We start from the raw sequence: 12008 nt of genomic DNA on the forward strand, positions 1-12008 counted from the left end.
ACAAAGTAGTGCGTCCGGTTTCAGGGTCAACTCCGAGCTAAAGTTTAAGAGCCTCAATGTGTTTCAAATAGAAAGCGACGGCCAGGCCACCCGCAACTACAGCCAAAAGGACTACTGAACGCAGCATTCCTTCTTACCTCGGTCTTCATGGAGCTTCTGAAGCGCCAGTTTCCCATTGCTAGCAAAGACAGCCCGCTGTAACGGAAGATATGCAAGTAATTGAACTGCAAAAGTAGGTTATCCGGCAGCCTCCATTTATAGCTATCTCAGATGATAACTTCTTGTTTATGGCAATCCTCAAAACGTCACTTTAGCTACTCTGCTCTTTATAAAGCAGCAGCTTGTCTGGTGTTAAAGGCTGGCTGCGTATACGCTTGCCGGTGGCGTTGAACACGGCATTGGCGATCGCTGCTGCAATGCCGGTAGTTCCGATTTCGCCTATACCGCGCGCGCCAATAGGAGAAATGTGCGGGTCGGGCTTGCCGATAAAGAAGACATCAATATCCGGCACATCAAAGTTTACGGGCACATGGTAGTCGGCGAGTGAACGCTGGATAGGGTTGCCGTACCGTTTGTCGTAAAGGGTTTCCTCCATTAGTCCTGCACCCAGGCCATAGATGATACCCCCCATAATCTGAGATCGAGCCGTTTTCTCATTCATCACGCGGCCTACGTCCTGCACACTAACCACCTTTTTCACCCGTATTGTTCCCAGGTCGGCATCTACCCAAACCTCCACAAAATGGGCTCCAAACGAGTGGAATGAATACATGTCCGTATCCCGGTTCTCCTCGTCCGGGATGTTAGCTGGCATGCAAGGCGCCTCTTTCGCTCCTTGAGAGGTTAGCCCTGACTTAGGGTTAGCGGTGAAGCAAGCCTCCATCGTTTTTCTGCCGTTACGCCGCATAATATCAGCATAGCTATCGCTTTTAGCAGGCTTGCTTTTCAGGAAAAAACGGCCATTCTCAAAGGCAACCTCCTCGGTTTTCTTACCTTTCAGCGCTGATTTTTTATCAGCTAAAGCCAGCTGCAGCAGGTCATTTCGGAGGGTTTTTGTAGCCGTAAGCACCGCAGGGTTCACGCTGGCTACCGTCTGCGAGCCTCCGCTTACAGGGGCCGGGGGTAGGGTAGAGTCGCCTATTTTGACGATTATATCGTTCACGGGCACTCCCAATACAGCCGAGGCTGTCTGAGCCAGTATGGTATAAGTGCCGGTGCCTAAATCTTGGGTAGCACAGAGCACGGTCACTTTTCCATCGGCACTCATTTGCACCTTCACTGAGGCGGTACTTCTGTAAGCGGGATAGGTGGCCGTTGCCATCCCATACCCTACCAACTGGTGGCCGTTGCGGTTCTGGCCGGGCTGCATGTTGCGCCTGGACCAGTCGAATTTCTCAGCGCCTATCCGGTAGCACTCCAACAGGTTTTCAGAAGAGTAGGGGTTTTTGTTCACCGGGTCCTGACTGGTATGGTTGCGCACCCTAAACTGCACGGGGTCTATATTGGCAGCATGCGCCATCTCATCTATGGCTGACTCCAGTGCAAACGAGCCGGGCGTTTCGCCTGGCGCCCGCATGTAAGTGGGCGTGTTGATATTGAGTTTCGCCACCTTGTACGTGATCTCCCTGTCCGGGGCATTATAAAGCACTTTGGTAGGTCTGCCGCAGAGTTCATAAAAGTCCGAAAGGTTGCCATACGTGTCGGTATGGTGACTGATGGCTGCCAAGGCGCCGCTATCGTCAGTGCCCATGGCTACGGTTTGGATTGTTTCAGGCCTTCTGCCAACATTGGTGACCATCATCTGCCGAGTGATTGCCAGCTTTACCGGCCGGTCAACCACTTTGGCGCCCATAGCCGACAGCACCACATGCCCCCATACCGAGCCTTTGCATCCAAAAGCACCGCCCACAAAAGGAGATATGACGTGCACATTTTTCCTCTCCAGGCCAAACAGGTATGCCAGTATGCCGCTGTCACCGATCACCGCCTGAGTGGCATCATACACCTTTAGCCGGTCACTGCTTTCCCATACCGCTACGGTGGCATGCGGCTCCATCGGGTGATGATTCTCGGTAGGGGTGGAGTAGGATTGCTCGGTTTTGTGTGTGGCCTTCTGAATGATCCCCTGCACTTTACCTGTGTCAACCTGATTGTTCTCGCCCTTTGCGTCATCAGGGTTTCGTGCATTGGGCATCTTCGACAGGTCAATATCCGGTTTGTCTGCATTGTAAACGGGCTCTACCAGCGATGCCGCATAATTGGCCTGTTCAAATGTTTCCGCCACCACCAGCGCCACATACTGGCCGAAGTAATGCACTTTATTGTCCTGCAACGGCACCAAATCTTCGCCTAGGTTCCCGCTGGTCTCCCGCACCTTCTTCGGGTCCAGTTCGGTCAGCTTTGGCGCATTGTCATGGGTAATCACAGCAAGCACGCCGGCAGCTTTTTTGGCGGCCGATGTGTCGATTGACTTGATGGTGCCTTTTGCGATTTTAGCCCGCACCGGCATGGCATAAACCACGCCCGGGACGTTAAATTCTGCCGCATACTTTGCTTGACCGGTTACTTTTAAGATACCGTCCACGCGGTCTATAGGTTTGCTGATCATGACCATGCTATGCTTCTCCTTTGATTTTATACTGTTAACTTATTTACAGCCTTGCCAGGTGTGGGTGTGCAGTCAGCCAGATGATATTGCCATCCTGATTCGCTGAATTGTACCTGAGGTATTCAGGCCGCTTTACGATTGATTAGTTGGTAGCGCCTTGCATGGCTTGATGCAAAGCCCTTACGATCGCTTTTTTACCTAATTCCACCTTAAACTGGTTGTGCTCTAGCGGGCGCGCTTTGGCCATCTCCCGTTCTGCGGCAGCCGAAAAGTTTGCCTCTGTAGCTGCTTTGCCCTTGAGGTACTTTTCTGCCTCTAATGCCCGCCAGGGCTTGTGCGCCACACCGCCCATGGCAATGCGGGCTTCGTCTATTCTGTTGTTTGTGGTCACGATGCCTGCTGCTACCGACACAAGTGCGAAGGCATAACTGGCACGGTCCCGAACTTTGAGGTAGTAAGAACTAGTGGCAAAGTTGTTGGGCGGTATTTCCAGCGCCACCACCAGGTCTCCGTGCTCCAGGATGTTGTCTTTTTGTGGCATATCGCCTGGCAGGCGATGGTAGTCCGTAAACGGAATCAAGCGCTCGTTGCCATTCGCGCTACGCACCCGCACCACGCTATTCAAAGCAGCCAGGGCCACACACATATCCGAAGGGTGGGTTGCCACGCACTTCTCTGACCAACCGAAGATGGCGTGATTGCGGTTTATACCCTCCAAAGCGCTGCAGCCGGTGCCGGGTTCCCGCTTATTGCAAGGCAGGCCAGTTTCATAAAAGTAAGAACACCGGGTGCGCTGGTTGAGGTTGCCGCCGTTGGTGGCCATGTTGCGGATCTGCTCGGTGGCAGCCGACAGGATCGCCTGCGACAGCATGGGGTAATTCATCCGGATGAGCGGGTGATTGGCAGCTTCTGTGTTCTTGCCGAACCCACTGATCGACACGCCTCCTTTGTTGGCCCCGGAAGCGATAGCGGTAATACTCACGTCCTTTAGCCCGGAAATGTCCACGAGTTGGGCTGGGCGCTCCACCTCTTCTTTCATCAGGTCTAACAGGTTGGTTCCGCCGGCCAGGTACTTGGCTTCCGGGTTTGCCTGCATGGTTGTGGTGGCTGAAGCAGGAGATGGTGCAGCCGTATATTGGAATGGTCTCATGAAGTCAGGTTTTCTACTTGCCGGAAATAAATAATGGTTGGTCGCTGTCGCCGGCGAATTGCCAGGCCTGCGCATCGCTTTTGCCTGTTTGCACCTCGCGGATGGCATTGACGATGTTGACATAGGCCCCGCAGCGGCAGAGGTTGCCCGACATCCGCTCCCGGATCTCTTCTTCGCTCAGCACCAGAGGCCCCGGGTTCTGGCGAACGTTTTCAGTTACGTAGCTGATCTCCCCGTTCTTGGCCTCATTCAGCAGCGCGACAGCAGAGCAGATCTGGCCTGGCGTGCAGTAGCCGCACTGGAAGCCATCGTGCTTTACAAAAGCCTCCTGCATCGGGTGCAGTAAATCGCCTTTTGCCAGGCCCTCAATGGTGGTGACCGACTTTCCTCCGCAACTGGCTGCTAGTGTCAGGCACGACAGGACCCTTTTCCCGTCCACAATCACGGTGCAGGCGCCGCACTGGCCATGGTCGCATCCTTTCTTGGTGCCGGTCAGGTCCAGTTTCTCACGCAGGGTGTCGAGCAACGTGGTACGTGAATCGAGCGTGACCTTTTTAGGCGATCCGTTTATCTTTAAGGAAACATCGACGGCGTTTTCAAAGCTTGCAGGGGGTATAGCCGCCGCAGTGGGGTCTGGTTGCGCAATAAGGTCTGAACTGATCATTTGCGATGCTAATACAGCGCCCCCAGCAGCCAGGGTTGACTGTCTGAAAAACCGCCTTCGCCCGAAATCGAAGTTTTCCCATTCCCTCAGGGCCTCAGATGACATTCCTTCCAACAGGCTTTTCTCATCTTCCGATAGTTCCGGTTGCTTATTTTCGTCTGACATAATAAATAGATAAGTAGAGATAATAGAAACGAGACCAAAAAACAGGCAACATCCGGTCATGAGCTTCATTTCTGAAATTACAGCATACAGATTATAACTACGGGAAAAGGAGTTGTAGCAGGTAACTACTGCTGAAAAGAAGTTTGATATTCTTAACGATAGGTTTGATTTGTTTAATGCTTCTCAAGTAGCGGTTTATACCTCTGCTGCCAGTAAAAAAGCTATAGCCACCAATGGACACGCAGCATTTGGGTTCAGCGTTATCCGGAGAGAAAAGCTGGTTATCGCCTTTGTTAAAACATGGCTTCACTTTTCCTTCAGTTAAATTACTGTCCTCAATCGCGGTATCTTGTTTCCCTAACTGCTCACTTGCTGCCCTAATGCATAGTTTAGAAGCGCTTTCAGCAAATTTGGCGAACATTCTCCCTAACTTAGAGCATCAGAAATTGCCTTGCTTTTAAACAGGATCACGCGCTATGAAGAAAGGGTATGCCACCATCCGGGATATTGCCTTAAAACTGAACATTTCCATTTCCACGGTGTCCAGGGCTTTGCGGAACATGCCTGAGGTGAGCCCCCAGACTAAAAGGGAGGTGCTGGAGGCGGCCAAGATGCTGCACTATGCCCCGAACGTGGTGGCCCAGAACCTGAGAACCCGGAAAACCCATACCCTGGGCGTCATTGTGCCCGAAATAGAAACGCATTTTTTCGCAACCAACATCAGCGGGATGCAGGATTGGGCTAAAAAGGAGGGCTACAACATCATCATCTGCCAGTCGAATGAGTCGTATGAGACGGAAGTGAGCAATATCCAGGTGATGATGTCAAGCCGGGTGGATGGCCTGCTGATTTCCCTGTCCAAAGAGACCAGTAACTTCGAGCATTTACAGGCCCTGCGCGCGCGCAACGTGCCTTTGGTTTTGTTTGACAGGGTATGCGAGGACATCGACACAACCAAGATCATTGTTGATGACCGGCAGGGAGCGCTCAAGGCCACAGAGCATTTGATACAACAGGGCTGTAAAAACATTGCCTTCCTGGGCGGGCCGCAGCATTTGCTGATCACACAAAACAGGCTGCAGGGGTATAAAGACGCACTCTCGAAACACAGTTTGGCCGTGCCGGAAGCGCTTGTTCGGTACTGCGATTTTTCAGCAGCCGAAAGCGTGCAGCAGACAAATGCCCTGCTGGACGGCACCATGCGGCCCGATGCCATTGTCGCCATCAACGACCCGGTGGCGTTTCAGGTGATGCTGCTGTTGAAAGAGCGGGGTATAAATATCCCACGCGAAATTGCCGTTGTTGGCTTTACAAATGAGCCGGCCTCAGCTTTGGTAGAACCGTCTTTAACCACAGTGGCGCAACCCGGCTATAAACTGGGACAGATTGCCGTGCAGCAAATCCTGGGACAGATCCGGCACCCTGCAGATTTTATTCCGCAAACTATCACGCTCGCCACTGAACTGGTGGTTCGTAATTCTTCTTTAAAAACAAGTTAGATTTCCATTAGCTAAGCCCGCCAGCCATATCTTCCCCAGAGCAATGCAGGACTGGTTTTGTGGTTATTCTCTTTCGAATTCTATGGTGTAAATCTCATGATGCGCCCTGACCAACGTTCGGTCCTCATTGTCCTCGTAATAAATCTGATCCATAAATTTGCCTACCCACGTCATCCGGTCACCTAAGATTTTCACCTCAAACAAGTTATGTAGGGTGACGTTTAATTTAATGTAGTTTTTCCCATCCTGGGGATATACAGCATACCTCATCTTTGGACCAGCTGAGTTTGGATGCCACTTATCATAAAAGGTTGAGTCAGCCATAAACTCCCAATATCTATGATAATCATAGTTTATAACATGAAGCTCCTGGTTTTTTTCATTATAGTACTGGCGCGTTTCTGCGATACTTTTCCATTTCCCCTGTATCTGCTCGCTGAGAGGGTCGATGTTTCCGGACTCTTTACATGAAGTCAATAGCAGCAGGAAAAGAACAGGTAACAGGAGTAGCTTTTTCATTGATAAAATAGGTTTGTCTTCACCAAGCATAAATATATGATAAAGTTTATACTTTATAAAGGCACTCTTCTCAATGAAGCTCTATTGGCTTTCAAACATTAGTTAAAGTGAGTTCATCACCTTTGGCACGTTGTAAAGCGGCGACTTGACAGTAGCAGACACAGTATAGGTTTTTAGATAACTCAGGCAAAGCTAGCTGCAAATGCAAAAGCGAGGTAATGCTGTAGCATAGCGTTTATCAATGAAGCCCTGTGCCAGCTGCCGTTGTTTTTAGAATATCAGACAAAGGCCTGAATTTTTTTTTGACGTATGCAAACGTTACCGGAAACGTTTTCTTGCGTGCAGGGCTATCAAGGCAATGCTTTTAAGCACTGATTCTGGTAAATTGTGAGAAAGCCAGGCAATAGCTCGGCAATTGAAAAAGTAGAAGCCCGTTTTAAACAGGTATAGCAGTCTCCGGCATCTAAATCGGACTGGCTGCGCAACTTAAAGGACAGGCACAAAAGTATAAAAGTCAAACCCCATGCACGCAGACATCCTAGAGGCAAAATTCAAAGACTTGTTCCATTCAGAGCCTTTGCTGGTTCGCTCCCCCGGCAGGATCAACCTCATTGGGGAGCATACCGATTACAACGAGGGCTTTGTGCTCCCGGCCGCCATCGATAAGCAGATGGTGCTGGCAGTGGCCAAGAACGATACCCAAACCATCCGGCTTTTCGCTTCGGATCTGGACAGATCGGCGGAGTTTAGCCTGGAGGGATTGAAGCCCTCGGCAGTGTCTTGGGCCAATTACATTTTAGGCGTGGTGGACCAGTTGCAAAAGGCCGGGCACAAAATCGGCGGGTTCGACTGCGTGTTTGGCGGTGACATCCCAATGGGGTCGGGCCTTTCTTCTTCGGCAGCGCTGGAGTGCGGTGCGGGGTATGCCCTGATTAAACTTTTTGATTTAGAAGTGGACAACACCAGTTTGGTGAGGTTTGCCCAGCAGGCTGAGCATACCTTTGCCGGCGTGCAATGCGGCATCATGGACCAGTTTGCCAGCGTAATGGGCAAGGAGATGCATGCCCTCCGCCTGGATTGCCGTTCCCTGGACTTCAGCTATTTCCCTATTCAGTTACAGGATTACCAGCTTGTACTCTGCGACACCCAGGTAAAGCACTCGCTTGCCAGTTCGGCCTACAATACCCGGCGCAGCGAGTGCGAAACAGGCGTTGCAGCCGTACAAACGCTTTACCCGAAGGTAAATAGCCTGCGCGACGTTAACCTGGAAATGTTGCAAGAGGCGAAAGCCCAGCTGAGTGAAGACGTGTACAAGCGCTGCACCTACGTGATCGAGGAGAATGAGCGCCTGTTGAGCGGCTGTGAGTTGCTGGAAAAAGGGGATATTAAGGGCTTTGGCGAAAAGATGTACGGCTCTCACAAGGGGCTCTCTGAGCTATACGAGGTTAGCTGTCCTGAACTTGATTTCTTGGTAGAGGCTACGCAGGAGAACCAACATGTGGTAGGAGCCCGGATGATGGGCGGCGGTTTTGGGGGGTGCACTCTTAACCTAGTGGCCAAAGCGCAAAAAGACAGCTTCGTGCAGCAAATGGCGGCGGCGTACCAGGCAACGTTCGGCATCGACCTTAAAACCTACGAGGTAAACGTCACGGACGGAACAGGCTTGTTGCCATCAGCACGGCCAGACTAAGTCCAAGCGTAGGCATGGCCGCAAACAGCGCTATGCCTTTTACGTCCAGGCATTAACAAATAAAGTATTGTTGCACCAGCATTCCAAGCCCATAACATGCATCAGTTTAACTTTGAAGAGCACTCACACAGAAGATTCAACCCCCTGACAGGCGACTGGCTGCAGGTATCGCCGCACCGCGCCAAGCGGCCTTGGCAGGGACAGCAGGAAAAAGTGTCGGAAGAAAAGCGCCCAACCTATGACCCGACCTGCTACCTGTGCCCCGGAAATACGCGGGCCAATGGAGAGCAAAACCCAGTGTATACGGGCACCTACGCCTTTAAAAACGACTTCGCGGCCATTACCGAAGATGCCCCTGCCGGACAGATGGAGGAGGGGGAGTTTTTCCTAGCGCGGAGTGAGCGCGGGCTGTGCAAGGTCATTTGCTTTTCGCCGCGCCACGACCTGACCATCCCGGAAATGGAAGTGGATGAGATCGCGCAAGTGGTGCGCCTGTGGCAGCAGGAATATGCCGAACTAGGGCGTATGGATTTCGTGAACTACGTGCAGATATTCGAGAACAAGGGCCAGGTAATGGGCTGCTCCAACCCGCACCCGCACGGGCAGGTATGGGCGCAGGAATCGGTGCCAGACGAGCCCGCCAAAAAGCAGGCAAGGTTCTCGGTGTACTACAAGCGGCATGGCCGCAGCATGCTACTGGACTATCTGCAGGAAGAGCTGAAAAAGCAGGAGCGCATTCTGTTCGAGAACGACCACTTTGTAGGGCTGGTGCCTTTCTGGGCGGTATGGCCCTTCGAGGCGATGATTGTGCCGAAGCGCCATGTGCCGCACGTGGGGGCGCTGTCGGAGAAAGAGGTGGTTTCGATGGCAGATGCCTACAAGCAGCTGACGGTGATGTATGACAATCTGTTTGAGATCTCTTTCCCGTACTCGGCTGGTATACACCAGGCACCCACCGATGCCCTTGACCACCCGGAGTGGGACATGCACCTCGTGTTTTTCCCGCCGTTGCTGCGCTCGGCCACCGTCAAAAAGTTTATGGTAGGGTATGAGATGCTGGCCAACCCCCAGCGCGACATCACCCCGGAATCCAGCGCTGCCCGGATGCGGGAACTGGCAAAGGTTCACTACAAAAAACGCTAGGCGTCTTGTTTAAGCTTTAAACCCGGCATGCCATGGGATTGGACTGGAATACAAAGTCAAAATAGACTTTCGCGCCTAAATGCTTAAATTTAAGGTGAAGTTTATGCTGCAACGATGCGAATGAGATCAATAAATACCCTTTGCTGTGCAAGTCTTGCCTTTATGTTGCTGGCAGGCTGTCAGCAGACCGAGGAAAAAGCCGACACAGCAGCAACTCCTGCTACCAGCAACGCGCTGGCTGCTGAGGCGGGGGAGGGTATGGTCGTGATTCCGGGGGGCACCTTTTTAATGGGAGGGAAGTCGGAGCAGGCTGACAAAGACGAGTTGCCCCGGCATCAGGTAACGGTGTCCGGCTTTTACATGGACCGTACCGAGGTGACCAACGCCCAGTTCGCAGCGTTTGTGGAAGCTACCGGTTATGTGACTGTTGCAGAGAAAGACGTGGATTGGGAGGAGATCAGAAAGCAACTGCCGCCGGGCACCCCAAAACCAGATGATTCGGTGCTAAAAGCCGGATCGCTGGTGTTTCGGCAAACCGCCGGCCCCGTGGACATGCGCGATTACTCGCAGTGGTGGAAGTGGACCATCGGCGCGAACTGGCGACAACCGGAAGGCCCAGGCAGCTCGATCAAAGGCCGTATGGAGCATCCGGTAGTGCATGTTTCGTATGATGACGCACTGGCCTATGCGGGTTGGGCTGGCAAGCGCCTGCCCACCGAAGCTGAGTGGGAGTGGGCCTCGATGGGGGGCTTAGAGGACCCCAAATACCCCTGGGGCGACAAACCGATTGAAGAAGCCGAAGGCAATGCCAATTTCTGGCAGGGGATGTTTCCTTTCAAAAACTACGCGAAGGATGGTTTTGATGGCACGGCGCCTGTCCGGTCGTTCCCTCCCAACGGGTATGGCCTCTACGACATGGCAGGCAACGTATGGGAATGGTGCCAGGATAAATACCACGTAGAAGCCTACGCCCAGGCAGCGGCGAACGGTATCTCTGAAAACCCCACAGGGCCCCGGCAATCCTACGACCCCACGGAGCCATACAACGAGAAGTTCGTGATCCGGGGTGGCTCTTACCTGTGCAACGAGAGCTACTGCAGTGGCTACAGAGTTTCGCGCAGAATGCGTTCCAGCAAGGACTCCGGCACCAGCCATACCGGTTTCAGGTGTGTGAAGGACCTGGATTAGCCTGGCAGTGAAGCGTGAGAGGTTTTGCGATCCAAATCCTTTTATTTGAGGGGCAAGTTTGCGTAATTACAAGCCCGGAGATACCCACAACATGGAAGAACAGGAGCAACCAACACCACCCGACCAGCTTAAAAAATTAGACACAGCAGGCAGGCGAACATTCTTGGCTAAAGGCATGCTGGGCACGCTGGCCTTTGCACTGGGTGGCAGTGCAGTGAATTTTACGTCACTGCAGGCTGCGGCCCAGGCTGGCACCCTTAAACCAGCGGTTTTCAAAATGCAGGGCAAGCACCCTGATCTGGTTGTGCTCAGCGACAGGCCCTGGAACGTGGAAACCCCACCGCACCTCCTGGATGACCGGGTAACGCCCGCAGACAAAATATTTATCCGCAACAACGGCTTGCCTCCCCGCAAAGTAGATGCCGCTTCCTGGACCCTGACCATTGAGGGAGAGTCGGCACGCACCAAAAAGGTATTTACCCTCGCAGAGCTCAAGTCAAAATTCAAGCACTTTACCTACCAATTGCAGCTGGAGTGCGGCGGAAACGGCCGGGCAGAGTACAGTCCTCCGGGCAAAGGCAACCAATGGGGTAACGGCGCAGTGTACTGCAGCGAATGGACGGGGGCTCGGGTAAAAGATGTGTTAGCATCTGTCGGCATCAAATCCGATGCGGTATACGTGGCCTATTACGGCAAAGACACGCACCTGAGCGGCGATACCTCCTCGGTTCCGATTTCCAGGGGTGTGCCGATCAACAAAGCGATGGAAGACGAGTCTCTCATTGCGTGGGCGATAAACGGCAAAGACATTCCCCCGATACACGGTTACCCCCTGCGGGTAGTGTTTGGAGGTTGGCCAGCTTCGGCGAGCGGCAAATGGGTGGACCGCATCGTGGTCCGGAACAAGGTGCACGATGGGCCAAAGATGAACAAAGGCAGCTACATGGTGCCGGCATACCCTATCGCGCCGGGGGCGCCTGCGCCGGACGATCAGGACATGCGCATCATCGAGTCGATGCCGGTTCGGTCACTGATTACCTATCCTAAAACTGGGGCAACTTTGCAGGGTAAAAAAACGCTGCAAGTGCGTGGCCACGCCTGGGCCGGAGACCTGGAAGTGAAGGAAATGCACGTATCAACAGACTATGGGGCGACCTGGCAGAAGTGCGAGCTGGAAAAACCCGTGAACAGGTTAGCCTGGCAGCACTGGAAGGCGCAGCTGAAATTCCCATCTGCCGGCTACTTTGAGGTATGGGCACGGGCCACAGACACTGCCGGGAAAACGCAACCCATGGTAGTACCCGCCTGGAACCCCGGTGGCTACCTAAACAACGCCTGCCACCGGATTGCAGTGAAAATCGCCTAAGCAGTAAGCGTTTTTG

At 52.9% G+C, this 12008-nt stretch carries 10 protein-coding genes; 5 read left to right on the forward strand and 5 right to left on the reverse strand.

Annotated elements, in window-relative coordinates; translation table 11 throughout:
• Positions 1 to 310: 310 nt before the first annotated feature.
• The 4 genes from ACXYMU_RS10070 to ACXYMU_RS10085 all read right to left on the reverse strand — a co-directional run bounded on the left by ACXYMU_RS10070 (position 311) and on the right by ACXYMU_RS10085 (position 5008).
• On the reverse strand, positions 311 to 2608 hold the full coding sequence (locus tag ACXYMU_RS10070; RefSeq protein ID WP_458986257.1) for a xanthine dehydrogenase family protein molybdopterin-binding subunit: 2298 nt from the start codon (positions 2606 to 2608) through the stop codon (positions 311 to 313).
• 142 nt (positions 2609 to 2750) lie between these two features.
• Positions 2751 to 3758, reverse strand: a complete 1008-nt coding sequence (locus ACXYMU_RS10075) for an FAD binding domain-containing protein (protein WP_458986258.1) — start codon at positions 3756 to 3758, stop codon at positions 2751 to 2753.
• A gap of 13 nt (positions 3759 to 3771) precedes the next feature.
• Complete coding sequence (locus tag ACXYMU_RS10080; RefSeq protein ID WP_458986259.1) at positions 3772 to 4587, reverse strand: 2Fe-2S iron-sulfur cluster-binding protein; 816 nt, start codon at positions 4585 to 4587, stop codon at positions 3772 to 3774.
• Positions 4588 to 4684: 97 nt separating this feature from the next.
• Complete coding sequence (locus tag ACXYMU_RS10085) at positions 4685 to 5008, reverse strand: hypothetical protein (RefSeq protein WP_458986260.1); 324 nt, start codon at positions 5006 to 5008, stop codon at positions 4685 to 4687.
• Between the two features lie 55 nt (positions 5009 to 5063).
• On the opposite strand from ACXYMU_RS10085, the gene ACXYMU_RS10090 reads away from it, so the two are divergent.
• The gene (locus tag ACXYMU_RS10090) at positions 5064 to 6086 is read left to right on the forward strand and encodes a LacI family DNA-binding transcriptional regulator (protein WP_458986261.1); all 1023 of its coding nucleotides are present in this window, start codon (positions 5064 to 5066) and stop codon (positions 6084 to 6086) included.
• 63 nt (positions 6087 to 6149) lie between these two features.
• On the opposite strand, the gene ACXYMU_RS10095 is transcribed toward ACXYMU_RS10090, so the two are convergent.
• Positions 6150 to 6635 (reverse strand): hypothetical protein, encoded by a 486-nt coding sequence (locus tag ACXYMU_RS10095; protein ID WP_458986262.1) that lies wholly within the window; start codon positions 6633 to 6635, stop codon positions 6150 to 6152.
• 493 nt (positions 6636 to 7128) lie between these two features.
• Here ACXYMU_RS10095 and galK point away from each other — a divergent pair, with 493 nt between their 5' ends.
• The 4 genes from galK (at position 7129) to ACXYMU_RS10115 (ending at position 11992) form a co-directional block, all read left to right on the forward strand.
• Positions 7129 to 8295 (forward strand): galactokinase, encoded by a 1167-nt coding sequence (galK, locus tag ACXYMU_RS10100; RefSeq protein WP_458986263.1) that lies wholly within the window; start codon positions 7129 to 7131, stop codon positions 8293 to 8295.
• Between the two features lie 96 nt (positions 8296 to 8391).
• Entirely contained in the window at positions 8392 to 9438 is a 1047-nt protein-coding gene (locus ACXYMU_RS10105) for a UDP-glucose--hexose-1-phosphate uridylyltransferase (RefSeq protein ID WP_458986264.1), read from the forward strand.
• A gap of 120 nt (positions 9439 to 9558) precedes the next feature.
• Positions 9559 to 10626 carry a formylglycine-generating enzyme family protein gene (locus ACXYMU_RS10110; RefSeq protein ID WP_458986265.1) on the forward strand — a complete coding sequence of 356 codons (1068 nt, stop codon included), beginning with the start codon at positions 9559 to 9561 and terminating at the stop codon, positions 10624 to 10626.
• A 91-nt stretch (positions 10627 to 10717) separates the two neighbouring features.
• Complete coding sequence (locus tag ACXYMU_RS10115) at positions 10718 to 11992, forward strand: sulfite oxidase (RefSeq protein ID WP_458986266.1); 1275 nt, start codon at positions 10718 to 10720, stop codon at positions 11990 to 11992.
• Positions 11993 to 12008: the final 16 nt, after the last annotated feature.

Source organism: Pontibacter sp. CAU 1760 (assembly GCF_054482735.1).